Source organism: Sphingopyxis sp. HIX, from assembly GCF_001468285.1.
Classification (GTDB): Bacteria; Pseudomonadota; Alphaproteobacteria; order Sphingomonadales; family Sphingomonadaceae; genus Sphingopyxis.
Genome location: NZ_LNSB01000041.1, coordinates 1 through 24493, shown reverse-complemented (window position 1 = coordinate 24493; position 24493 = coordinate 1). Strand labels below are relative to the sequence as shown.

The following is a 24493-nucleotide window of genomic DNA, read 5'->3' as shown; positions in this document are numbered from 1 at the left end:
AGCAAGGGGGTTCCTATTCGACCAGCCGCAACTTGCGCGCCACGCGCCAGCCGACCGATTTGAACCAGGCATAGCTCGGCCAGCGCGGCGGCATCGCGGGGTCGAGCCCGATGCGGCGGAGCGCGGCGTTGGCGGCATGCGCCTCGGACTCGCGATAGCTCCATTCGCTGCGCCAGGTGATCGACAGCGAGATCGAGGGCGCGTCGCCATTGGCGACATAATGCGGCGCCATCACCGGCATCAGCACCGCATCGCCGGGCGCGAGCGGCACCGCCTGCTGCCCGCCCTCATAGCCCGTGTCCCAGGGCAAATTGCGGTGGCCGCCGGTGTGATAGCGCTCATGCTCGCGGCGGTGTGCAAAGCGCTCGTCGCCCGCGGGCCAGACGTTCATCACCTTGGTGCCGCGGAGTTGCAGCAGGATATTGTGCTCGGGATCGAAGTGGAAGGGCGTGATCGATCCCGGCGACGAGATGAAGATGAAGCCCTGCGGCGTCAGCATCGCGCCGGTGCGCGGGTGCACGACGGATTCGAGCTCGCCGAGCAGGCGCATCAACAGGTCGCGATAGTCGGGCACGGTCTCGATATTCTTGAGCACCGCCCAGCTGCGGTTGGTGTCGATCGTGCGGATCGTCTCGCCGATCGACAGGCCGTTCGAGGGCACGTCCTCGGGCGCGATGCCGATCGGCACGTCGCCGGGGTTAAATTCGACCTGCGATGCCGGCAGCCCTTCGCCGAGCAGCGCGAGCGCTTCGAGCGACAGCAGCGGATGGTCGGGCAGCCGGTGGCGCAGCAACCCCGCCTGCAGCGGATAGAGCGCCGCCATCGTCTCCAGCGTTTCGGCGGGAAAGACGGGGCGGTCGATGACTTGGTGCGCGGTCATGGCTGGTCCTGTTCCTCAGCGATTTCGGCGGGCGCGGGGTCGGCGCGTTTCCAGCGGCGCCAGGCTTTTTCGGCCTTGCTCAGCAGTGCGAAGCGCAAGCGGTCGCCCGCGCCGCCGAGCGGCACATTGACCCAGACGAGCGCGCGGCGTTCGCGCCAGACGCTGTCGATCATCGGGTGTCCGGGCGCGGCGCAGCTGTCGACCCAGGCGATGCGGTCGTCGGCGAGCAGGTCGAGGTTCGCCTGTTGCAGCAGCACCCCGGGCGAGAAGCGCGCATGTTCCTCGTCGAACGCGGTCTTGAACGAGAAGCCGCCGGGCGGGGCGAGGAAATTGACGAGCATCGCGAGCGGGCGGCCATCGAGGTCGAGCGCGCGCATGTCGAGCCGCCCTGCCTCGGCGGCGCCGGCGATGATGGCGCGGAACCAGGCCTCGGTATCGCCATGGCTCGCGAGCGCCGATCCGGCGCGGCCTTTCCAGCCGCGTGCCTCAAGATCGAGAAAGGCATCGACCCACGGCTCGACCGCTTCACCCGCAGCCCATCGGCGGAAGGCCACCGCGCCCTGTTCGGCGAGGCGGTTCGCCTGCCGCCGATGCTCCTTGCGCTTCTTCGCGCGCACCGCCGCGTCCCAATAGGCGTCGGGCGACAGGTCGCTTTCGAGGAGGGCGCGCTCCTCGCGGTGCACAACCCCGGCCTCGCCGCCGCGGACGCGCGCGACGTCGACCAGCGCGCGGTGCAGCGGGCCGTCCTCGGTCAGCCGCGGCACGTGGAGCAAGGTCTTCGCCCAGGGCGCGGCGTCGCACCAGCCGAGGAGGATCGACCAGAAGAGGCTCTCGAAACCCGCGCGGACGAGCGGGGCGCCGTGAAAATGATTAGGGTGCGCCCAGCCCGTCACATGGCGCAGCGGCAGCCGGCCATAGCGCGTCGCGGGGGCGAGCGGCATCACGCCGATCACCGGCCCGTCGGCGCCATCGCGCACCATCACCAGCCGCGTATGGCGCTCGGGATCGAGCAGGTGCAGCGCCGATTGCAGGCACCAGCGCTCGGCAAAGGGATTGGGCTCGCTCGCCGCCTTCGCCACCGCATCCCACGCCGCGGCGAGCGGCGGCGACAGCGCGAGCGGATCGACGACGCGCACGGTCAATGGCGCGGCGCTGGCGGGCATGGGGGCGGTGTCGACCGGAAAGGCGGGGTGGACCGTCATTGCGGCGAGGCTAGCAGCGAGGGGTTAAGATGAGGTGGCTGCGGCCATAAGCCCCTCCCGCTTGCGGGAGGGGTTTGGGGAGGGCATGTCGACGTCGGCGCGAAGGGAAACAGCCCCTCCCCCGACCCCTCCCGCAAGCGGGAGGGGAGATTAGATCCCGAACAGCTTCGCCAGCGACTTCTCCAGCATGAAGAATTGCCAGATCAGCCGGCCATGGTCGCGCTTGCCGCTCTGGTGCGCGGCGACGATGCGTTCGATCTCGGCCATGTCGAACCAGCCCGACCGCGCCAGCGTCGACGAGGTCGCGAGCGCCTTCGCCGCCTCGACCAGCGGACCGCGAAACCAGTGCGATACCGGGGTCACGAAGCCCATCTTCGGGCGATAGAGGATGTCGTGCGGCAGATAGCGTTCCATCGCCTGCTTCATGATCGCCTTGCCGGTGCCGCCCTTCACGCGCATCGACGCGGGCAGGCTCGCGGCGAATTCGATCAGGCGATAGTCGAGCAACGGCTCGCGCGCCTCGAGGCTGACCGCCATGCTCATCCGGTCGGTCTTGGTCAGGATGTCGCCGGGGAGCCAGATCATCAGGTCGGCATATTGCGCCCGGTCCAGCGGCTCGCGTGCGGGGGCGTCGGCCATCGCCTTCCAGTAGCGCGCCTCGGCGACATGGTCGCCGAGCGCGGATTTCGCGGCACCGTTGAACAGCCGCGCGCGCTGGTCGGGGCCGGTGACGCCGACCGCTTCGGCATAGCCCTCGGCGCCGCTCTTGGAGAGCGAAGCCAGCGTCGCGCGCGCCCGCAAGGGACGCGGGGCCCAGTCCATCTGGGGCCAGACCTTGGCCAGCGGGCCGAGGACATTCCGGCGGAGCACGCCGGGGATCAGCCCGCGCAACCGTTCCTCCTGATGCTGGAACACGAGGCGGCGGTAGCCCGCGAAGGCCTCGTCGGCGCCGTCGCCCGACAGCGCGACGGTGACTTCCTCGCGCGCGAGTTCGCACACGCGGTAGGTCGGCAGCGCGCTCGCGTCGGCGAAGGGTTCGTCGAACATGTCGGCGATGCGGTCGACGAGGTCGAAGTCGCTCGCCGCCACGGTGCGCGTGCGGTGATCGGTCGCGAAACGCTCGGCGATTTGCTGGGCATAGGCGGTCTCGTCGAGCGCGGCCTGGTCGAAGCCGATGGTGCAGGTCTTGACCGCCTTTTGGCTCGCCTCGGCCATCAGCGCGACGACGGCGCTCGAATCGACCCCGCCCGACAGGAAGGCGCCGAGCGGCACGTCGGAGACCATGCGCTCGGTCACCGCGGCGCGCATCAGGTGGACGAGATGCTCGGCGGCCTCGCCCTCGCTCGCGCGGATCCGCTTCGAAAAATCGGGCGCCCACCAGCGGGTCGGCGCGGGCACGGGCTTGCCGCGTTCGAGCAGCAGATAATGGCCCGCGGGCAGCTTCTGCACCCCCGCGACGATGCAATTGTCGTCGGGGACATAGCCCAGCGCAAGGAAATCCTCGACCGCCGAGAGATTGGCCTCCTGCCGCAGCAGCGGATGGCGCAGCAGCCCCTTGAGTTCGGACGCGAAGGCGAGCGAGCCGTCGGACAGCCGCGCATGGTGCAGCGGCTTCACCCCCAGCCGGTCGCGCGCGAGGAACAGGCATTGGCGCTGGTGGTCGTGGAGCGCGAAGGCGAACATGCCGTTGAGGCGGCTCAGGCATTCGACGCCCCATTGGCGCCACGCCGCGATGATCACCTCGGTGTCGCCGCTGGTGCGAAAACGGTGGCCGCGCTCCTCGAGCTCGGCGCGCAGCTCGCGGAAATTATAGATTTCGCCGTTGTAGGTCAGCGTCACCGCCTCGTCGTCGCTCGCCATCGGCTGCGGGCTGCCCGCGATGTCGATGATCGAGAGGCGGAGGTGCGCGAGGCCGACGCCCGGCGCGGTCCAGGTGCCGCTGCCGTCGGGGCCGCGGTGGCTCATCGGATGCAGCATCGCGCGCAGCCGCGCGGGGTCGACCGGCTTTGCCGTGTCCAGATGATAGAGGCCCGCGATCCCGCACATGGTCCGGGGACTTAGCGGCTTTTCAGCGCGCGGTCAGCCATCGCCTGCGCTCCGCCCGACGCGGAAAGGAAATCGGTGATCGCAGACGCGCCCCCCCGCCCCTCCGCGCTCGACACGATCAGCGACAGCGCACGCGGGTCGCCGCCGAGCAGGCGCGCGCGGAGGCCCGCGAGTTTCGCGGCGCGCGGGCTTCCCGTGACGACGCCATCGACGACATAGAAGGTCGCGGCGTCGCGCAGCACGGGGCCGGGGTGGAGCAGCCGCTCGGTCTTGCCGCCGTCGATCGCGGGCAGCGCCGCGCTCCACGCCCAATCGCTGTCGGGATCGACCGCGCCCTGCCCGAAGGCGACGATTTCGCGCCCTTCGGCCTGGCGCTCGTAACCGCCGATGGCGACGGTCACCTGCCGCCGCGCGGCGTCGGTGAAGTGAAGGACGCGCGCCTGATCGGCGCCGTCGAAGCGCGGCGACCAGTCGGGGCGCTCGACGATGACCTCGGCCCAGCCCGGCGGGGTGGCGATCGCCATCGTCGCGGGCAGCGGCGCCGCGCGGCCGCCGACGAGCGTCGCCCAGCCGGCGAAGACCAGCGGCAGCGCGAGCGCGGCGGGCAGCACGGCCTTGGCGGGGCCGACAAAGCGCGGCGTGCCTTCGAGGCCGGTCACATCGACCGCGGCATCGTTCGCGGGACGGTCGAACCAGCGCTTCGCGACGAGCATCACGAGCAGGATGACGAGCCCGAAAAAGACCCAGCCGTAGATGACATGGTCGATCCCGCCCGCGCGCTCGATCCCCCAGATTTCGGCGGCGACCATCGTCGCCCAGGCGCGCACGGCATTGGCGAGGATCGTCGTCGCGAGCGCGGCGGCGACGAAGGTGATGCGCCGCGTCCAGCTGCGGAAACAGAGATGCGCGGCGAACACCGAATAAGCGAGCATCGCGATCAGGAAATTGACCCCCGAACATTCCTCGGCGACCTCGAAGAAGCCCGCGCGGGTGGTGATGAACACACCCTCGATCTCGGCCTGTAGTCCCGACAAGTGGAGCAGGACGATGCTGATCTTCGCGGTGAAGGTCTGGAGCAAGGGCACCAGTTCCTCGCCGAAGGGCACGAGCAGCAGCGCATAGCCGAGCGGGAACAGCAGCCCACGCACGAGCTTTTCGCCAAGCGCCGCGCCGACCGCGCCCTGCAGCATCAGGATCAGGCCGAGCTGGCGGAACAAGCCGACGCCCGCGGCCTCGCCGACGAGCCAGGTGAAACCGCCACCCGCCAGCCAGACCAGCGCGGGCCACCAATAGACGGGGGTCAGCGTCCGGAGCTGCGGTACGCGCTGCGCGACGAGCCAGCCGATCATCGGCACCATCAGCAGGCAGTGGGTGAAGGGCGCGCTGTTCCACCAGATGCCCGCCATGCCGATCGCGTCGCGGTGGAAGATCGTCAGGATCGCGAACGATAGCGCGCCGAGCGCGGCGAGGTGCCGCTGCCAACGCGTCCATTCGCCGGGCCGGGCCAGCGCCTGCGCCATCATGCCGCGAGCCCCAGCAGCCGCCCGAGCGGCGCGAGGCGCGCGTCCCAGCCGTAGCGGTCGATCATGCGTTGGCGCGCGGCCCGACCCATCGCGGCGGCGCGCGCGGGGTCGCCGAAGCAGGTGCCGACCGCCGCGGCGATCGCCTCGGCGCCGTCGGCGACGAGCAGGTGCGTGCCGGGCTCGGCGTCGATGCCCTCGGCGGCGGCGGGGCTGGCGACCACCGGACGCGCCATCGCCATCGCCTCGAGCAACTTGTTCTGGATGCCGCGCGCGAGCAGCAGCGGCGCGACGACCGCGTCGGCGGCGGCGAGCCAGGGGCGGACGTCGGGGACTTCGCCGGTGACGATGACGCCGGGCAGAGCGGCGAGCGCCCGCACCTCGTCGGTCGGCGCGCGGCCGACGATCGCGAAGCGCGCCTGCGGGTGGCCGCGGCGCAGCAGCGGCAAGATGTCGGCCGCGAACCAGCGCACCGCGTCGATGTTGGGGCGATAGTCCATCTGGCCGGTGAACACCGCGAGCGGGCCCTCGCCCTGACCTGCAGACTCGAAGGCGAGCGCGGGATCGAATTTCGCGGTGTCGATGCCATTCTCGACCGCCTGCACGCGGCGATCGTCGAGCCCGCTGCGGCCGCGGAACAGCGCCGCCTCGGCGGCGCTCACGAACAGGCTGGCATCGGCGCGCGCGGCGACTTCGGCCTCGTAATCGGCGAGGCGGCGGGCTTCGCGGGCGTGGACCCAGTGGAGCGGCTGGCGCTTGTCCTGCGCTGCGTAAGTGGCGAATTTGGCCGAATCGACGTCGACGAAATCCATCAGGATCGGGCCGGCGAAGGTGGCGGGCAGATATTGCGCCATCTGGCCCGAGAAGGCGACGATATGCGTGATCGTGCCGCCCGCGAGCAGCGCATCGACGTGGCGCGCGAGCGCGGCATTGCGGAACAGCCGGTTCGACACGGGCTCGCCGCGCAGCACCGCCTGCGCGAGCGCGAGCGGGCGCGAGGCGCTGCGGACCTCGATCGACAGGCTGGCGCAGAGCGGCGCCATCTTGCTGCGCGCGGCCTCGGCGTCGGTTTCGTCGTCGGCGAGCGCCGCGACGTGGACGGGCGCGAGCCTGGCCAGCGCCTCGAACATATGCCAGCTGCGGATGCGATCGCCGCGGTCGGGGGGCCAGGGCGCGCGGTGGACGAGGAACAGGATCTCGGCCATCACCCCAATCCGCGCGCGATCAGCGGTCCGATGCGGTTGGCGGCCCAGAGCGGAAGCTTTTTCCACAGATCGACCTGGAGCCGATATTTGGCGCTGGTCGGGTTGGTGTCGCGCGGGGTCTCGCCCTCGGCGAGCCAGCGGGCGTAGGTGAGCGGTTGCGGTTCGAAACCCCAGTTCTTCTTGTAGGCGAAGGGGCCGGTGCCGAGCTTCGAGCGGCCGAAGTCGAAGCGGGTGCAGCCCTTGGCGCGCGCATGGTTCATGAGCGCGAAGTACATCAGCTCGTTGGCGCGGAGGCCGCGCGCCGAGGCGAGACCGCCACCCCAATAGGGCATGACGGTGCCGCGCCAGTAGAGGCTGAGGACCGAGGCCACAACTTCGCCATCCTGATGCACATTGAGGATGTCGGCATCAGGGCCGAAGGCATCGAGAACGTGTGAAAACAAAGACTTGGGGAACACGGGTGTGCCGAGGTTGCGGACACTGGTCGCATAGACCCGATAATGCGCCTTCCGGTGGTCCTCGTCGGCACCCACCGTGACGGTGAGATCGCTCGCGAGCGCCTTGCGGACCTCGGCGCGTTGCTTGCGCGGGATGGCGAGGAGTTCGGCTTCCTCGTCGGTCGTGAGGTCGCGGGCGAAGCCCGAGTAAACGTCCTGCTCGACGTGCCAGCCGTCGGGCAAGAGCCCGCCGCGCAGTTCGATCGAGGGGACGCCGAGCGAGGCGGCGAGGTCGACCGCGGCCTCGGCGAGCACCGCGGCGATGTCGTCGCTGTCGGCGAGGATGCCGCCGCCGACCGCGAAACCGCTGGCGACGAGCGCCTGCCCGAACAAGGGCGAGCGGACATGGTGGAGCGGCAGCAGGCCGACGATGCGCCCCGCGGCGTCGCGCTGCGCGATCAAATGATGCTTGTGGCCGGTCGCCTTGGTGATCGCCTGGCACCAGGCGCGCGTGTGGAAGGGCGTCGCGGCGGGATGCGCGTCGACATAGGCGTCCCAGGCCGCGTCGTCGGACTGCGGCACGAAATCGTGCGCCGGCGCGTTCATGCCGCCGCGCGCCACGGCAAAGCGCGATCCTGCTGCGCGGGGAGCAAGGCGTCGGCGCGCGTCCATTCGAAATCGTCGAGCAATTTCCTGAGCTTGCCGGCCATCGCCGAGAGGCCGCTGTAATGGCGGATCTTCGATTTGAGCGGCGCATCGGCGACGCGCGGCTGGCCGGGATCGATTTCCCACGGGTGGAAATAGAGGATCGCCGGATGCCCCTCGAGGTTCATGCGCGCGATCGCCCAGCGCGTGAAGCCATAGGGCAGGAGCCGCATGAAGCCCCCGCCCCCGGCGGCGAGCGTGCGGCCGGCGACGCGCGCGGTGGTCACCGGCCATTCGACGAGGTCGCTGTCGGGCAAGGGCCGCCAGGCGTGGCGCGGGCTTTGCGGCCAGCCATAATGGTCGTGGACGACGGGCGCGACGCTCGACGAATAGGCATAGCCCTGTTCGGCGAGCACGGCGTGCGCCCAGGGGGTGCGCGTGTCGACCGAGAAGCTGGGCGCGCGATAGCCGCGCACCGCGACGCCGCCCAAGTCTTCGAGGATCGCCTGCGTCTTCTTGAGGTCCGCGGCGAATTCGGCGGCGGTCATATTGAAGACGCGCTTGTGGTCGTAACCGTGGCTCGCGAGTTCGTGGCCCGCGTCGACGATGCGCTTGATCAGCGCGGGGTAACGTTCGGCGACCCAGCCGAGCGTGAAGAAGGTGCCCTTGACCCCGGCGTCGGCGAAGATCTGCAGGACCGCGTCGCTGTTCGCCTCGACGCGGCATTCGAGCGCCGGCCAGTCGTCGCGGTCGATCGTGCGCTCAAAGGCGCCGACCTGGAACCAGTCCTCGACGTCGACCGACAGGCCGTTCTGCATCGTTCCTCACCTTCATCGATCCCGCGCGCGGGGTCCGGGTGGCCGGGTCAGGCCGCCCAGCCCTGCGACAGCGCCGGATCGGGCGACCCCGCGGGGTCACGCTCGACCCAATCGATCAACAAATCAAGCACGCGGCGGAGCGCGGCGTCCTGGTCGGCGATCCGCGCCTCGAGCCCCGCGATCTGGCGCTGGAGCGCGACGAGATGCGCTTCGTCGATCGGTACCGCGGCGGCGGGCTCGGCTTCGGGCACGGGCGCGGCGTCGGCGGCCGGCTCGGCTTCGGCGACGGCCTCGACTTCGAGGACGGGTTCGACTTCGGCTTCGGCTTCGAAGGCGCCGAGTTCGAGCGCTTCCTCTTCCGCCGCTTCGGCGACCGGCTCGAAGGCCGGGGCGGGCGCGGCGAAGGGCGCGGGTTCGGCGGCTGGCGCGGCGGGCGCGAGGCCGAGCTGCTCGGCGACGAGGCTGCGCGCCTCGACGAAGCTGGCGTTGTGCGACGGCGGCAGCGCCTCGACCTCTTCGGGCACGGCGCGGCGCGACAGGCGGTCGAGGCCGAGCGACGCGGCGGGCGCCGCGAAGGGCGGCGGCGCGAGCGGTGAGGGCTCGGGTTCCGGCGCGGCGACGGGTTCGACGGATCGGGCGGGCCATTCGAGCGGCGCTTCGGCTTCGACCGGCGCGGCGAAGGGCGCGGGCGCCGGTTCGGGCGCGGCCTCGACGACCGGCTCGGGCTCGGGTTCCGGCTCCGGTACAGCAACCGCAACCGGGGCGAGCGAGGCCACCGGGGCGGGCGGCGCGACGGGCGCGGGCGCGACCGGCGGCGGCACGAGCGTCGCGGCGTCGATGCCGCGATCGGCCTCGACCTCGGCGACGACGGCGCGGACATGGTGGCCGGTGATGCGATTGAGCTGTTCGACCGCGCCGAAGAGCAGCAGGCGGCTCACCAGCACGTTCAGCTTGCGCGGCACGCCCTCGCTATGGTCGAAGATTTCCTCGAAGGCGTCGGGGCTGAAGCTGGGGTTGCCGGTCCAGCCGACCTTGCCGAGGCGGTGGAGGATATAGGGCTCGACCTCCTCGGGATCCATCGGGTCGAGGTGGTGCGTCGCGATCACGCGCTGGCGCAATTGCTCGAGCTGCGGCGAATGGAAGAGCGTCTGGCGGAATTCGGGCTGGCCGAGCAGGAAGATCTGCAGCAGCGAATGGCCGCCGAGCTGGAAGTTCGACAGCATGCGCAGCTCTTCGAGCGCCGAGATGGCGAGATTCTGCCCCTCGTCGACGATCAGCAGGGTGCGGCGGCCGGCGCGCGCCTGTTCGCGCAGATACTGCTCCATCGAGCGCAACAGTTCGGCCTTGCTCTCGCCTTCCCAGGCGAGGCCGAATTGTTCGGCGACGAGACGCAGCAGATCGTCGCCCTCGACCTGCGTCGAGACCAGCTTGACCGCGGTCAGGCGATTGGGATCGATCGTGTTCATGAGGTGGCCGACGAGCGTCGTCTTGCCCGCGCCGACATCGCCGGTGATGACGATGAAACCCTCGCCCTGCGCGAGGCCGTAGCCGAGGTACGACATCGCCTTGCGGTGCGTCCCGCTCTCGAAATAGAAAGCCGGATCGGGCGTCAGCTGGAACGGGCGTCCCGTAAAGCCGTAGAACTGATCGTACATGTTCGTCTCTTCCCCGTGATCAGAAATTGTAGCGCAGGCCGACGAGCGCCGAGCCGATGAGCTGGCTGTTGAAGCCGTCCTGGTCGAAATGCGTGATGCTGGCCGCGGCGCTGCCCGTCAGGCCGCGCCAGAAGCGCCGCGAATAGACCAAAGAGGCGCCCGCCGACTGGACGTCGGAGGCGTTCGGCGCACCATTGTCGAAATAATTGTAGAAGCCCGAAAGCGACAGGTCGGCGTCGCGGCCGAGCTGGCGCCCGATCGAGGCGAAGAGATAATAATTCTCGTCGATCGTGCCGTTGAGTTCGGCGATCTGCGACAGCGCAGGCACCAGCAGGCGGCGGCGGTCGTAGCCCGCGCCGATGCCATAGCTCCACGGGCCGGCGCGGCTGGTGAAGATGCCCTGGATGCCGCGGCTGCGGAACTGCGCACCCGTCGCGTTCGACAGCGCATTGTTGAGGCAGCCGCCGCCCTCAGCGCCGAACTGGCAGCTGTTGACGTCGCCGTCGATCGGATTGCGCGTCGGGTCGAACTGCGTCGGCAGCCCGGCGAGGCCCGCCGAGAGCCCGCGCCCGAAGCTGGAGATGCCGTCGTAGACGCCGATCTGGATCTGCGTCGCATGGCCCGGGCGGTAATAGAAGCTGCCGGTATAGATGGTGTCGCCGTAGCGCCGCCCGACGCGCGCGGTGAGCGAGGTGCGGCGGCTCGGCTGCCACATCACGCCCGCGTCCCAGATGAGGCCGTCGGTGTCGAACGACAGCTGGCGCGGGCTGGCGGGGTCGGTGACGAAGCGGCCGTTGGCGTCGCGGATCGGCACGCCGTTGGCATCGACCACCGGGCTGCGCTCGCTGATCTCGATATCCTCGTAACCGACGCCGCCGAGCAACGCGACGGTCGGGCCGATCGGCACGGTCACGTCGGCGCGGGCATATTTGCCCTCGAAGCGCTGGTCGAGCTGGCTCGCATCCTCGCGCTCGTAGCCGCCCGAAACCTGCCAGCCGAAGGGCAGGTCGCCGGGCTTCTGCCCGACGCTGGCCCAGGCGACATGGTTGGTCGAGCTGTCGAAAATATCCTGGCTGACCGCGCCGGGGGCGAGGACCGGCGCGTCCTCGACCTCGACCTTGTTGTAGCCGAAGCGGTAGCCGGCGCCGACGTCGAGCCCGCCGATCCGGCGCGCGAAGGTCGGCCCCGCATAGATCGAATAGACATTGGCGGTGTTCGCGCCATTGCCGATGAAGATATCCTCGCCGCCGCCGCCCTGGCCGTCGGCGCGGGTGCGCGTCGCGAGCGCGCCCGCCTCGACGTTGAAGCCGCGCGCGAGTTCGTAGCGGCCACGCAAAAGCCCGCTGATCGTGTGCGAATCGCCCAGCCCGCCCGATTCGCCGATGCGATATTCGTAGCGGAGCGTCGCGGCGACTTCGGCGCGGCGCGTGACGATCGACGCGTCGACCCCGGCGGCGAGCGTCGTATAGGTGAGCACGTCGCCGCCGTTGTTGAGATCGGCCGTGAGCACCTGGCCGACTTCGAGATAGGGACTGACGTCGACGACGCGCTGGCTGCGGCGGTTGCCGCCGCGTTCGCCGCGCTTGGCGTCGCTGCCGCTTTCGGCTGCGGGGGCCGAAGCGCTATCGCTCGATCCGCCGCCGCTTTCGGGGCCGGAGAATTGCGCGTGCGCGGCGGTCGATGTGCCCGCGAGCAGCAGCGCCGCGAGCGTCATGACGCCACGGCGGGCGTGGGGGAGAGTGGTGCGCATGGTCAGGCGCCTCCTTGTCCGTAATAGGTGCCGAAGCGGCGGCCGCCGGGCGAATATTTGACGCCATTCAGCAAGAGTTGAATGTGCGGGCAGGCGCCCATCAGGCCGATCGCGTCGCGCAGCGAGGATTCCAATGTCTCGTCGGCGCGCACGACCATGATCAGCTGGCCGACATGCCCCGCGAGCACCGCAGCCGGTGAAGCGGCCAGCACCGGCGGCGAATCGAGGATGATGATGCGGCCCGGCGCGCCCGCCTCGAGCTGCGCGAGCAACGCCTCGGTGCGCGCCGAGGCGAGCAATTCGGTGTCGTGCATATGCTGGGTGCCCGCGGGCATCACCTTGAGCCCCGCGATGTCGGTCTGGATCAAGCAGTCGCCGAGCGGCAGATGCGGGTCGGCGAGCGCGTCCATCAGGCCCGGGCCGTTTTCGAGGCCCAAGGCTTCGAGCACGCTCGGCTTGGCGATGTCGGCGTCGATCAGCAGCACGTCGTGGTCGGTTTCGACCGCGAGGCTGAGCGCGAGATTGACCGCCGAGAAGGTCTTGCCTTCGCCCGGGTTCGCCGATCCGATCAGCACGCGGTGGCCGCGCGGCAGCACGGGGCGGCCGGGACCGCCGGTGAAGTTGCGGATGATTTCGCGCTTCACGATGCGATATTCTTCGCTGATCCCGCTGACCGCGGCGCCGGGCACGACCATGCCGCGCGCCGCCAGCTTGTCGCGGTCGATCGTCCCCTGGCGCGTCGGCACGATCGCCGGTGCGGCCTTGGCGATGTCCTTGCGCGGCGAGATTTTCGGCGCGGGTTCGACGACGGGCGCGGGCTCGACCACGGGATCGAGGATTTCGGCCTTCGGCGTTTCGGGCGCTTCGGCGGCGGGCTCGGGCTGCGCCTTCTTCGCCTTGGCCTTTTTCTCGGGCTCGGGCGGCAGGCTCGACAGGTCGATCGTCGGCGCGCCGGCCGCGGGATCGGTGCCGAACATGTCGGCCGCGCGTTCGAGCAGCGAGGGCGTGCGCTTGACGGGGCGGTGTTCGTTCATCTCTCTTCTACCCCTCAGGCGACCATGCCGCGCTGGACGAATTCGGCGACGAGCAGCAGCAGGAACAGCGCCACCAGCGCGCCGCTGCCCCCCGCGAGCCAGACGAGCTTCTTCTTGCGTTCGACGTGGCGCTCGGGCGTCACGACCTCGGTGATCGAGCCGATCACGGGGAGGCCGCTGGCGCGTTCGAGCTTCGCCGCGGTGGCGTAGCTGGTGCGCACCTGGCCGAGGCCGAAGGCGACGCCGATACCGCCGCCGATGCCCGCGAAGAGGACGAGCGTCAGGAACAGCGGACGGTTGGGCGCCGAGGGCGCGGTCGGCTTCGTCGGCGGATCGATCAGGTCGATCTTGATCGAGTCGGTCTCGGTCTGCACCTCGCCGCGCAGGCGGACCTGCTCGCGCTGCGCCATCAGCCGGTCATATTGCGCCTTGAGCGCGGTATATTCGCCGTTGATGCGCTCATATTCGGACGCGACGCCGGGGTTCTGGATCTGCGCGGTGGTGATCTGCGCGATGTCGCTGGTGAGCTGCGCCTTGCGCGCGCTCAACGCGCTGACGGTCGCCTGGCGCTCGGCGCGCATCGCCTGGAGCGTCGCATAGGCGGGGTTCTGGGCGTTGCCGCCGCCCCCGCCGCCGGTGCCCTCGCGGTCGGCCATGGCCTTGAGCGACGCGATCTGGCTCTTCAAGGCCACCACATCGGGGTGCGCGTCGGTCAGGCCGCGCGCGCGCATCGACGAGAGTTCGGCCTGCGCGCCCGCGAGCTGCTGGCGCGCGACGCCGCCGCCGGTCGAATTGAGGCCGGGGACGTTGATCGTCGCGGGGGTCTGCGCCATCTGGCCGTTCGCCGCCGCGAGCGCGCCCTGCGCCGCGGCGAGCTGGGTCTCGATCTGGCCGAGTTCGGCGCGCGCCTGGTCGATGCGCTGGCCGGGCGAACCGGTGCCGCTGGAGATGAGGCCGATATTCTTCGCCTCGAAGGCGGCGCGGCGCGCCTCGACCTCGCCTAGCGCCTTTTCGCGGTCGGCGAGCTGGGCGTCGAGGAATTTGAGGCCCTCGCGCGCGGTCATCCGCCCGCCGCGGAGCTGCTCGTCGCGGAAGACGGTGATCAGGCTGTCGAGGACGCCCGACGCCAGCTTGGCATTGTCGGCGTCCGACAGGCTGCCGACGCCGATGCTCGACGTGATCTCGAAGATATTGTCCTGCTGGGGGACGACCTTGATGTTCTTCTGCAGCGCGGCGACCGCGCCGGCCTTTTCGCGCTCGCCCGCGCCCGCGGGGATCATGCCGGTGGTGATCGCGACCTTCTCCAGGTTGCGCGCGCTGGTCAGCGTTTCGCGAATCTGGTCGATGCGCGCGCGGTCGGCATAGGGGCCCGACTGCGCATCGGCGGGGATGATCTCGTTGATGTCGACGAGCAGGCGCGCGCGCGAATCATAGCGGTTGGGGATCGAGGCGATCACCAGCCAGCCGAGGACGCAGATGCCCCAGGCCACGGCGAGGACCAGCCAGCGGCGCGTCCAGACGCTGTGCAGCGCCACCCGGAATTCGTCGTAAAGGCCGTTCATTGTCTCGTGTCAGTCCTTGGCAATCTGGGGAGCAGCGTCGCAGTCGGCGTCAGAACATGCTTTCGGGGATGATGATCACGTCGCCGGGCTGCAGCTTGACGTTCGCCTTGATGTCGCCGCGCTTGATCAGGTCGTTGAGGCGCAGCGCATATTCCTGCTGCCGCCCCGTGCCCTTGTCGTGGCGGACGAGGCGCGCCTTGTTGCCCGCGGCATATTCGCCGAGGCCGCCGACCGCGATCATCGCGTCGAGCACGGTCATGTTGGCGCGGAACGGGATCGACGCGGGCTTTTCGGTCGCGCCGACGACGCGCACCTGCTGCGAGAAGGTGCTGTTGAAGCTGGTGACGATCACGCTGACGATCGGGTCGGTGATATACTGGCTGAGCTGGAGCTTCAGGTCCTGCTGCAGCATCGTCGGGGTCTTGCCGACCGCGGGCATGTCGGTGATCAGCGGGGTGGTGATGCGGCCGTCGGGGCGCACCTGGACCTTGCCGCCGAGTTCGGGGTTGCGCCACACGAAGATCTGGAGCTCGTCGAGCGGGCCGATGATATATTCCTCGCCCGGCCCTTCCTGCGACGCGACGAAATTGGCGCTCGGCAGCTGCGGCGCGGCACCGCCGCCCCCCATGCAGCCGGTGAGCGCGGTCGCGGCGATGCCCGAAATCAGGGCCACGCGCGCGGCGCGAAGGGCGGGGAACGACGTCTTCATCTCATCACCTTTCCTGCGGCAGGGGCGTCGCCGCGGGCTAAATGCCCGGAACGAAAGCCAATGCGTCAGGGTCAGCGATGGCGGAAAAGGGTGAATATACCGTTAGTAGTCGGCTAGGTTTACACCGCGCTCGTCGCGAGTTGTTCCGGAGTGGGACAGAATCGCCGGTGTCAGACCAGCATTTCGCGCGCCGGACCCTGGCCGAGGAAGGAGGCGGGGCTGGCGGTGGCGCCATAGGCACCCGCCTGGAAGATCGCGACGAGGTCGCCGACGTCGCCGCGCGGGAGCGCGACCTGGTCGCCCAGCCGGTCGAGCGGGGTGCAGAGGCAGCCGACGACCGACACCGTCTCGACCGGGTCGGCGCCGAAGCGGGTCGCGAGCGCGATCGGATAGTTGCGGCGGATCACCGTGCCGAAATTGCCGCTCGCGGCGAGCTGGTGGTGGAGGCCGCCGTCGGTGACGAGGAAGGTCTCGCCATGGCTGGTCTTCCGGTCGACGATGCGCGTCAGATACACCCCCGCCTCGGCGACGAGCCAGCGGCCGAGCTCCATCGCGAAGCGGCTGGCACCGAGCATCGGGTCGCGCGCGCTCAGCGTCGTCGCGAGCGCGTCGCCGACCGCCTTGGCATCGACCGCGGCGTCGCCGGGGAAATAGGGCACGCCCATGCCGCCGCCGAGATTGACGAGCGGCGGCACCGCCCCCGCCGCGTTGGCGAGCCGCGCCGCAAGCGCGACGGTCTGCGCCTGGGTGTCGGCGATGGCCGCGGCGTCAAGGGCCTGCGATCCCGCGAAAATATGAAAGCCCTGCCAGTCGGCGCCGGCGTCGATCAGGCGGCGGACGAGCGCGGACACTTCGGCGGCGTCGACCCCGAAGGGCTTGGCGCCGCCGCCCATCTTCATGCCCGAACCCTTCAAATCGAAGTCGGGATTGACGCGCACCGCGAGCCGCGGGGTGACCCCAAGCCGCGCCCCGATCGCGAGCGCGCGTTCGCCCTCGCCCGCCGATTCGAGATTGAGCGTCGCGCCCGCCTTGATCGCCGCCTCGAGCTCGCGGTCGCGCTTGCCCGGCCCCGCGAAGCTGATGTGCCCCGCGGCCATGCCACTCGACCGCGCGGCCTGCAGCTCGCCGCCCGAGGCGACGTCGAGCCCGTCGACCATCGCCGCCATATGGCCGAGCAGCGGGCCATAGGGGTTGGCCTTCATCGCATAGTGGAGCTGGACCTCGGCGGGCATCGCGGCGCGCCACTGCGCCACGCGCGCGGTGAGCAGCTGCGAGTCATAGACGAAGAGCGGGGTGTCTCCGGCTTCCTCGGCGAGCTCGTCGGCGCGGCGGCCGCCGATCAGCAGCATGCCGTCGGTGTCGGCGGCGAAGCCGGGCGGGATCGGGCCGTGCGGTTTCATGCCGCCACCTGCCAGCCCGCGGCGATCGCGACGCGGTCGAGCTTGCCGTTGGGGTTGCGCGGCAGTTCCTGGCGCCACTCGATGATCTGCGGCTGCATGAAGTTGGGCAGGTTCGCCTTGAGGTACCCGGCGAGCGCGTCGCGGTCGGCATCGCCCTTGCCGCGCACGATCAGCACGATCGCGGCGCCGAGCCTTTCGTCGGGGACGCCGAAAGCGACCGCCTCGAAGAGCAAGCCCGAGGCGACCGCGACATCCTCGACCTCGGTCGGGCTGACGCGGTTGCCCGCGGTCTTGATCATCGCATCGTCGCGGCCGACGAAATAGAGGAGGCCATTGGCGTCGCGGCGCACCGTGTCGCCCGACCACACCGCCATGCCGCCGTAGCGCGACGCGCGCGGCGCGGGCTTGAAGCGCTGCGCGGTGCGCTCTTCATCCTGCCAATAGCCCTGCGCGACGAGCGGCCCGCAATGGACGAGCTCGCCGGGCTCCTCGTCGGCGGTGATCGTGCCGTCGGGGCGGCAGATCAGGATTTCGGCGTGCGGGATCGCGCGGCCCATTGAGGTCGGATGGTCGGCGACGAGCCTGGGCTCCAGATAGGTCGAGCGGAATGCCTCGGTGAGGCCGTACATCGGGTAGATGGCGGCGTTCGGGAAGGTGCCCCGCATCGCGTCGATCAGCGACGGCGTCAGCGCGCCGCCGCTGTTGGTCAGGCGCCTCAGATGCGCCGCAGTGTCGGCGGGCCATTCGCTTTCGACGAGTTGCACCCAGAGCGGCGGCACCCCGGCCAGCGTCGTGGCGCCATGGCGCGCGACCGCCTTCACGACGTCGCGCGGGGTGAGATAGTCGAGCGGCGCGACCGCGGCGCCGGCATACCAGGTCGAGAGCAATTGGTTCTGGCCGTAGTCGAAGCTCAAGGGCAGCACCGCCAGCACGCGGTCGTCGGGGCCGAGCTTCAGATAGGCGGCGACCGCCTCGGCGCCGAGCCACAGATTGGCGTGGCTCAGCATCACCCCCTTGGGACGCCCGGTCGAGCCGCTGGTGTAGAGGATCGCGGCGAGATCATCGGGTTCGGCGAGCGATGGCGGAAGCCCCTGCCCGCCCGAATCAATCACGTCCTCGGCGACCTTGAGATCCTGCACCACGCACTCGGTAGGCAGGCCGTCGCCGAGCGTGTCGCCGCGCGCGGCGTTGGTGACCAGCAATTTCGCGCCGCTGTCGGCGAGGATATGCGCGACCTGCGGCGCCTTGAGCAACGGGTTCACCGGCACATGGATCAGCCCCGCGCGTGCCGCGGCGAGCGGCATCAGGCACGCGAGCCGCGTCTTGGCGCTCCAGCTGGCGACGCGTTCGCCGGGGCCGCCGGCCTGCTCGAGCAGCCACGACGCCAGGCGCCCGACGCCGGCGTCGAGTTCGGCGAAGCTGGTGACCCTGTCGCCGATCAGCAGCGCGGGCGCATCCGCCGAGCCGCAAAGGGCGAGATGGTCGATCGGGCGCGACGCTGGGATTAGGGGCTCGGTCATCGGTTCTTTAGGACTGGGTGATAGAGCGCCAGCCTATGCAAGGGAACGGTGAACATCGCGCTAATGATGAGGCAGGGCTGCCCGCCGACGCGCGCGCGGCCGGCCCCGCGTCGCCGTTCGACCGCGCGGCATGGTTCGACCTGCTCGCCGCGCATGGTTTTGCGGGCGAAGCACGGGTCGACGCGTATGGCGAGGCGGGGGCGGTGACCGCATGGCTGCCGCTGCACCGCGACCATGCCGGGCAGCTGAGCGGGCTCACCAACTGGTACAGCTTTGCGATCCGGCCGCTGTTTACCGGCGAGGGCGACCGTGCGGCGGCGTTGCGCGCGCTGTTCGCGAAGCTCAGGAAGCGCGGCGGGCGGCTGACGCTCTATCCGGTGCCCGATGCCGCGCAGGCCGATGTGGCGAGCGCGATGCGGGCGGCGGGCTGGTGGGTGAAGGCGGTGCCCGCGGGCGACCGGCACTGGCTCGACCTCGCGGGCATGTCGCACGATGATTGGTGGGAGAGCCGCCCCGGCGCCCTCAAGAACACCGTCAAGCGCAAGGCCAAGAAGGGCGTGGTCGATATCCAGCTGCTGACCGCATATGATCCGGGCAGCTGGGCCGCCTATGAAAGCATCTATGCCGCGAGCTGGAAACCCGAGGAAGGCGACCCCGCACTGCTGCGCGCCTTTGCAGAGAGCGAGAGCCGGCGCGGCACCTTTCGCATGGGGATCGCGCGGATCGAGGGCATCCCGGTCGCCGCGCAGTTCTGGACCGTCGAGGACGGGACCGCCTTCATCCACAAGCTGGCGCATGTCGAGGACAGCCTCAAAGCCTCGCCGGGGACCCTGTTGTCCGCCGCGCTGTTCCGCCACGTGATCGAGGTCGACGGCGTCGCGCGCGTCGATTTCGGCACCGGCAACGACGGCTACAAGAAGGACTGGATGAACCGGCACGAGCCGCTGTGGCGATTGGAGGCTTTCAATCCGGCGCACATCGCGGCATGGGGGCCCGCGATAAAGGCTTTTGCGCGCTCGAAGCTGGGGCGCGAGTGAGGACTCATGACCGATACCGCCGCAACCGTAGACGCAACGCTCCGCGCTTTGCTTGCCGATATCCTGGGCCTGGGCGAAGCCCGCGCCGCGGCGCTGACCGAAGACAGCGGGCTGTTCGGCGAACTGCCCGAATTCGATTCGATGGCGGTCGCGACGGTGCTGACCGAGATGGAGGATCGCCTCGGCATCGTCATCGACGACGACGAGATCGACGGCGAGATTTTCGAAACCTATGGCAATTTGCTGGCCTTTTCGCTGCGCAAAGTGACCGACTGAACGGTGCGGAATGGCGCCCATCCTTCCTGATCGTCATCCCGGCGAAGGCCGGGATCTCGCCGCTGCAGATAAATGCGACGGCGAGATCCCGGCCTTCGCCGGGATGACGGCGGGATAGAGATAGAGGTCGCGCGCCATGGTTGTTGACGAGCATATCCTCCGCATCGAGCCCGACGGCGCGCCGCGCGCGACCATATTGATCGTCCCGCCGCTGTTCGAGGAAGCGAACCGCACGCGCCGCACTTTGGTGCTGGCGATGCGCGCGCTCGCCGCGAAGGGGTTTGCGGCGGCGATGCCCGATCTGCCGGGGCAGAATGAGAGTATCGTGGCGCTGGAGGATGCCGACCTTGCCTTGTGGCAGGCGACGCTGGCCGAGATCGCGGCCGGGATCGACGGGCCTTTGCTGGTGGCCTCGGTGCGCGGCGGATGCCTGATCGATCATCGAGTCGAGGCCGCCGGCAGGTGGCGCTTGGCGCCGGTGGGCGGATCGTCGCTGCTGCGCACCCTGCTCCGTGCCCGCGTGTCGGCGGATCGCGAAGCCGGGGTGACGTCGTCGCTCGAAAGCCTGAGCGAGATGGCGCAGCACGAACCGCTGCTGCTGGCGGGCAACCGGCTTTCGCCCGCGATGATCGCGCAGCTCGGCGCCGCCGAGGTGCAACCGGTCAACCCGCTGCGCGGCGTCACGCTCGGGACCGATGGGATCGCGGGCGCGCCCTTGTGGCTGCGCGCCGAGCCGGGCGAAGATGCGGCGATGGCCGAGGCGATCGCTGCCGACATTGCGGACTGGAGCGCGGCATGCGACGTCCGCTGAGCTTCGCCTGCGAGGGCGCGGCGCTCGCCGCGACGCTCGACGAGGCGCCGGGTTCGACCGGGCTGCTGATCGTATCGGGCGGCAACGAGATTCGCAGCGGCGCGCATCGCGGGATGGCGATGCTGGCGCAGCGGGTGGCCGCGGCGGGGCATCCGGTGCTGCGCTTCGACCGGCGCGGGATCGGGGACAGCGAGGGCCACAACGGCGGTTACCGGTCGAGCGGGCCCGACATCGCCGCGGCGATCGCGGCGTTTCGTGAGGCGGCGCCGCAGATGGTGCGCGTGGTGGCCTTCGGCAATTGCGACGCGGCGAGCGCGCTGCTGCTGCACCAGCCGCTGGCGGTCGAGGGGCTGATCCTCGCCAATCCCTGGACCTATGAGGATGATTGCGGCGACGGCGAGGAAGCAGGCGAACCCGCCCTGCCCCCGGCTTCGGCGATCCGCTCGCGCTATCTGGCCCGGCTCAAGGACCCGAAGAGCCTGCTCCGGCTGGTGAAGGGCGAGATTGATCTGAAGAAGCTCGCGCGCGGGTTGTCGGCGATGGGGAAGAAGCCGGCGGCACCGGCGTTCGGGAGCCTTGCGGACGAGCTCGATGCGACGCTCGCCGAGATGTTCTGCCCGGTGACGATCCTGCTCGCGACCGGAGACCGGACGGCGCAGGCGTTTATGGAAAAGCTCGCCAAATCGCTCGCCCATATCGAGGCGAACCCGGGATCGATCCGCGTCGATCGGCTCGCGAGCCAGTCGCACAGCTTCGCGGGGGACGATGGCGAGTGGCTGGCGGACCGGATTCTAGACGCTCTCAAATAAGCCGTCGCCCCCGCGCAGGCGGGGGCCGCAATCGGCCTGGCGCAACCTCGCCAGCGGCCCCCGCCTTCGCGGGGCGACGGTTTGTCAGGCATCCACCATCGCGCGATATTCGGCCTCGGCGAGGAAGCGCTCCGCATCGAGCGCCGCCATGCAGCCCATGCCCGCGGCGGTCACCGCCTGACGGTAGACCTTGTCGGTGACGTCGCCCGCGGCGAACACGCCCGGGATGCTCGTCAGCGAGGTGCCCGGCGTGACTTCCAGATAACCATCGGCGTCGAGCGGCAGCTTGCCCTTGAAGAGCTCGGTCGAGGGGCTGTGGCCGATCGCGACGAAGCCGCCGTCGGTGGGCTCGTGGCTGGCCTCGCCGGTGACGGTGTCGATCAGGTCGACGCCGACGAGCCCCGACACGCCCTCGCCCGCGACGAAGCGGTCGACCTTCTTGTTCCAAAGCACCTTGATCTTCGGATTGGCGAAGAGGCGGTCCTGCAGGATCTTTTCGGCGCGGAGGTGATCGCGGCGGTGGATGAGCGTCACATCGTCGCTGTGGTTGGTGAGGTAGAGCGCTTCCTCGACCGCGGTGTTGCCGCCGCCGATCACCACGACCTTCTTGCCGCGGTAGAAGAAACCGTCGCAGGTGGCACAAGCCGAAACGCCCTTGCCGCCGAGTTCCTGCTCACCGGGAGCGCCGAGCCACTTCGCCTGCGCGCCGGTCGCGATGACGAGGGTTTCGGCGAGATAGACATCGCCGCCGTCGCCGGTCAGCTTGAACGGGCGCTGCGACAGGTCGACATCGACGATCGTGTCCCAGATCATCGAGGTGCCGACATGCACCGCCTGCGCGGTCATCTGCTCCATCAGCCACGGGCCCTGGATCACCTCGGCATAGCCGGGGTAATTTTCGACGTCGGTGGTGATGGTGAGCTGGCCGCCGGGCTGGAGCCCCTGCACCACGATCGGCATCATGCCCGCGCGCGCGGCATAGATCGCGGCGGACAGGCCCGCGGGGCCGGAGCCGAGGATGAGCATCTTGGTGTGGTGCGTGGCGGGCATGGTCTTCTTTCTATCCCTGTGGCGGAGCGCACAGATGGGTGTTGCCAAGCGCGCTAGCAAGGGACAGGCTGCACGCCAAGGGGAGTCCGCTTTATGGCGAGCTGGTGGGAGAGGCATGGCGTTCCGCGATTGATCAAATGCGCCTGTTCGCAGGGGCAGATCATGAAGGCGCGCAGCAAGGTCGTGCCGCACGCGGCAGGCGATGTGCTCGAACTCGGCTGTGGCGGCGGGATCAACATGGAATTCTACGTGCCGGGCCGGGTGACGAGCTTCACCGGGCTCGATCCCTCGCCCGAATTGCTGGCGATGAGCCGCGCCGCGGCGGCGGCGCACGGGATCGACGCCGATATCCAGGGCGGGGTCGGCGAGGCGATGCCGTTCGACAGCGCGCGCTTCGACACGGTGGTGACGACCTTCACCCTCTGCTCGGTCGCCGAGCAGAAGGCGGTGCTCGCCGAAATCCGCCGTGTGCTGAAACCGGGCGGGACCGCGCTGTTCCTCGAGCACGGCGGCGCGCCCGATGCCGGCGTCGCGAAGTGGCAGCGGCGGATCGAGCCCGTGTGGAAGCGCATCGGCGGCAATTGCCACCTCACGCGGCCGATTTCGGACGCTTACGCCGCGGCGGGCTTCGCGGTCGAGCGGCAGGGGGCGATGTATATGCCCAAGACCCCGCGGCCCTTCGGCTGGGTCGAATATGGTGCCGCGCGCGCAAACTGACGACGAAAGGAGAGCGAGATGACGCGTTTCTTTCTGCCCTTCCTGGCCCTGTTCCTGCTGCTCGCACCGGCGAGCGCCGAGGCGCGCAAGGTCGCGCTGGTGATCGGCAACGCCAGCTATGCGCATGCCAGCGCGCTGACGAACCCCGCGAACGACATCAGGATCGTCGCCGACGCGGCGAAAAAGGCGGGCTTCGACGAGGTCGTCGTAGCGAGCGACCTCACCAATCAGGCCTTCCAGACCAGCATGCGCGATTTCCGCGCCAAGGCGGATGGCGCCGACGTCGCGATGGTCTATTTCGCCGGGCACGGGATCGAGGCGCAGGGCAAGAACTGGCTGCTGCCGACCGACGCCAAGCTCGAATCGGACCTCGACCTGCCCTATGAGGCGATCCAGCTCGACCGGTTGGTGGAGGCGGTGTCGGGGGCGCAGATCCGCATGGTCGTGCTCGACGCGTGCCGCAACAATCCGTTCGGCAGCAAATGGCGCTCGGGCACGCGCGCGGTGGCGCGCGGCATGGCGGGGGTCGAGGCCGACGATGTGCTCGTCATCTTCGCCGCCGCGCCGGGGCAGACCGCGAGCGACGGGACGGGCGCGAACAGCCCCTTCGCGCTCGCGATCGCGCGGCGGCTGCCCGAGGCCGATTTGCCCGTGCAATTGCTCGGCGGCGCGATCCGCGACGACGTACTCGCGGCGACGGGCGGGAACCAGCGGCCGTTCGTGAGCGCGAGCATCACCGGCACCCCGGTCTATCTGGTGCCGCGCACGGTGCCGACTTTGGTCGCGGCGACGCCGACAGTGCCGACCGGCGACCGCACCGCGAGCGAGGAGATTTTCTGGAAAGGCGCGCTGGCCGAAAGCAGCGTGCGCGCGTTCAGCGCCTATCTCTCCGAATTCCCGAGCGGGCGTTATGCGGGCGACGCATCGGACGCGATCGCGCGGCTCTTGGCGCCGAGCGCCGACGGCGGCGCGGTGCGCCGCGGCAAGTACCGCGTGTCGGACATCGTCATCGAATGCATCAAGGTGACGGGGTTCCTGGGGCTGCCCGACCAGCTGTTCCTGCGCTTCGGCGGCAGCCAGCGTTTTCCAGAGAGCAAGAAGGACAGCTATACGATGAAGAAGGGGCAGCGCTGGGTGGTGCCGCGCAGCTTCGATTTCGACGGCAATTCGACGGTGCAGTTGCTGGAGGACGATGATGTCGGGGGGAACGACATATTGGGGACGATCGACCTCGAGCCGCGGGTGGGGAATTTTACGCGGACGATCAACGGCGACCGGAGCGAGTATAGGGTGACGTATAAGGTAAGCGCCGAGTAGCGGCGGAGCGGCGGGTTTCGGGCGGTTGCGGACATCTTAATCCTCCCTGCGGCGAAGCCGTGGGGAGGGGGACCACCCGCAGGGTGGTGGAGG

20 protein-coding genes and 1 pseudogene are annotated in these 24493 nt (G+C 69.8%); 6 read left to right on the top strand and 15 right to left on the bottom strand.

The window, feature by feature from the left end; all coding sequences use genetic code 11:
• Positions 1 to 13: 13 nt before the first annotated feature.
• The 14 genes and pseudogenes from ATE62_RS17670 to ATE62_RS17605 form a co-directional block, all read right to left on the bottom strand.
• The gene (locus ATE62_RS17670; protein WP_058807441.1) at positions 14 to 880 is read right to left on the bottom strand and encodes a cupin-like domain-containing protein; all 867 of its coding nucleotides are present in this window, start codon (positions 878 to 880) and stop codon (positions 14 to 16) included.
• A complete protein-coding gene (locus ATE62_RS17665; RefSeq protein WP_058807442.1) occupies positions 877 to 2082 on the bottom strand; it encodes a GNAT family N-acetyltransferase in 1206 nt (401 codons plus the stop codon). Before ATE62_RS17665 ends, ATE62_RS17670 begins: the two co-directional genes overlap by 4 nt.
• A gap of 150 nt (positions 2083 to 2232) precedes the next feature.
• Entirely contained in the window at positions 2233 to 4128 is a 1896-nt protein-coding gene (locus ATE62_RS17660) for an XrtA/PEP-CTERM system amidotransferase (protein ID WP_058807443.1), read from the bottom strand.
• 11 nt (positions 4129 to 4139) lie between these two features.
• The gene (gene xrtA / locus ATE62_RS17655) at positions 4140 to 5651 is read right to left on the bottom strand and encodes an exosortase A (RefSeq protein WP_058807444.1); all 1512 of its coding nucleotides are present in this window, start codon (positions 5649 to 5651) and stop codon (positions 4140 to 4142) included.
• Positions 5648 to 6853, bottom strand: coding sequence for a TIGR03087 family PEP-CTERM/XrtA system glycosyltransferase (locus ATE62_RS17650; protein WP_058807445.1), 1206 nt, complete (start codon positions 6851 to 6853; stop codon positions 5648 to 5650). Before ATE62_RS17650 ends, xrtA begins: the two co-directional genes overlap by 4 nt.
• Positions 6853 to 7896 (bottom strand): FemAB family XrtA/PEP-CTERM system-associated protein, encoded by a 1044-nt coding sequence (locus ATE62_RS17645; protein ID WP_058807452.1) that lies wholly within the window; start codon positions 7894 to 7896, stop codon positions 6853 to 6855. The genes ATE62_RS17650 and ATE62_RS17645 overlap by 1 nt, the downstream gene beginning before the upstream one ends.
• Positions 7893 to 8753: an XrtA system polysaccharide deacetylase gene (locus tag ATE62_RS17640; RefSeq protein WP_058807446.1), complete on the bottom strand. Its 861-nt coding sequence runs from the start codon at positions 8751 to 8753 to the stop codon at positions 7893 to 7895. The genes ATE62_RS17645 and ATE62_RS17640 overlap by 4 nt, the downstream gene beginning before the upstream one ends.
• Before the next feature lie 683 nt (positions 8754 to 9436).
• A pseudogene (locus tag ATE62_RS23945) lies at positions 9437 to 10408 on the bottom strand (XrtA/PEP-CTERM system-associated ATPase); the annotation flags it as partial.
• A gap of 19 nt (positions 10409 to 10427) precedes the next feature.
• Positions 10428 to 12158 (bottom strand): hypothetical protein, encoded by a 1731-nt coding sequence (locus ATE62_RS17630; RefSeq protein ID WP_058810255.1) that lies wholly within the window; start codon positions 12156 to 12158, stop codon positions 10428 to 10430.
• 2 nt (positions 12159 to 12160) lie between these two features.
• The gene (locus tag ATE62_RS17625) at positions 12161 to 13192 is read right to left on the bottom strand and encodes an AAA family ATPase (RefSeq protein WP_058810256.1); all 1032 of its coding nucleotides are present in this window, start codon (positions 13190 to 13192) and stop codon (positions 12161 to 12163) included.
• Positions 13193 to 13206: 14 nt separating this feature from the next.
• The gene (locus tag ATE62_RS17620; RefSeq protein ID WP_058810257.1) at positions 13207 to 14754 is read right to left on the bottom strand and encodes an XrtA system polysaccharide chain length determinant; all 1548 of its coding nucleotides are present in this window, start codon (positions 14752 to 14754) and stop codon (positions 13207 to 13209) included.
• 49 nt (positions 14755 to 14803) lie between these two features.
• Positions 14804 to 15463 (bottom strand): XrtA/PEP-CTERM system exopolysaccharide export protein, encoded by a 660-nt coding sequence (locus tag ATE62_RS17615; protein ID WP_058810258.1) that lies wholly within the window; start codon positions 15461 to 15463, stop codon positions 14804 to 14806.
• Between the two features lie 170 nt (positions 15464 to 15633).
• Positions 15634 to 16863 (bottom strand): pyridoxal-dependent decarboxylase, exosortase A system-associated, encoded by a 1230-nt coding sequence (locus ATE62_RS17610; RefSeq protein WP_058810259.1) that lies wholly within the window; start codon positions 16861 to 16863, stop codon positions 15634 to 15636.
• Positions 16860 to 18383, bottom strand: coding sequence for an acyl-CoA ligase (AMP-forming), exosortase A system-associated (locus tag ATE62_RS17605; protein ID WP_058810260.1), 1524 nt, complete (start codon positions 18381 to 18383; stop codon positions 16860 to 16862). The genes ATE62_RS17610 and ATE62_RS17605 overlap by 4 nt, the downstream gene beginning before the upstream one ends.
• Before the next feature lie 35 nt (positions 18384 to 18418).
• On the opposite strand from ATE62_RS17605, the gene ATE62_RS17600 reads away from it, so the two are divergent.
• From ATE62_RS17600 to ATE62_RS17585, 4 genes are all read left to right on the top strand, one after another.
• Complete coding sequence (locus ATE62_RS17600) at positions 18419 to 19420, top strand: GNAT family N-acetyltransferase (protein WP_058810261.1); 1002 nt, start codon at positions 18419 to 18421, stop codon at positions 19418 to 19420.
• Positions 19421 to 19426: 6 nt separating this feature from the next.
• Positions 19427 to 19696, top strand: a complete 270-nt coding sequence (locus tag ATE62_RS17595) for an acyl carrier protein (RefSeq protein ID WP_058810262.1) — start codon at positions 19427 to 19429, stop codon at positions 19694 to 19696.
• Positions 19697 to 19832: 136 nt separating this feature from the next.
• On the top strand, positions 19833 to 20507 hold the full coding sequence (locus ATE62_RS17590) for a hypothetical protein (RefSeq protein ID WP_058810263.1): 675 nt from the start codon (positions 19833 to 19835) through the stop codon (positions 20505 to 20507).
• Positions 20492 to 21316 carry a hydrolase 1, exosortase A system-associated gene (locus tag ATE62_RS17585; RefSeq protein ID WP_058810264.1) on the top strand — a complete coding sequence of 275 codons (825 nt, stop codon included), beginning with the start codon at positions 20492 to 20494 and terminating at the stop codon, positions 21314 to 21316. The genes ATE62_RS17590 and ATE62_RS17585 overlap by 16 nt, the downstream gene beginning before the upstream one ends.
• Positions 21317 to 21400: 84 nt before the next feature.
• Here the strand turns inward: ATE62_RS17585 and trxB are convergent, their stop codons facing one another.
• A complete protein-coding gene (gene trxB, locus ATE62_RS17580; protein WP_058810265.1) occupies positions 21401 to 22366 on the bottom strand; it encodes a thioredoxin-disulfide reductase in 966 nt (321 codons plus the stop codon).
• A gap of 93 nt (positions 22367 to 22459) precedes the next feature.
• On the opposite strand from trxB, the gene ATE62_RS17575 reads away from it, so the two are divergent.
• The gene (locus tag ATE62_RS17575; protein WP_058810266.1) at positions 22460 to 23083 is read left to right on the top strand and encodes a class I SAM-dependent methyltransferase; all 624 of its coding nucleotides are present in this window, start codon (positions 22460 to 22462) and stop codon (positions 23081 to 23083) included.
• Positions 23084 to 23101: 18 nt separating this feature from the next.
• Positions 23102 to 24400: a caspase family protein gene (locus tag ATE62_RS17570; RefSeq protein WP_058810267.1), complete on the top strand. Its 1299-nt coding sequence runs from the start codon at positions 23102 to 23104 to the stop codon at positions 24398 to 24400.
• Positions 24401 to 24493 lie beyond the last annotated feature (93 nt).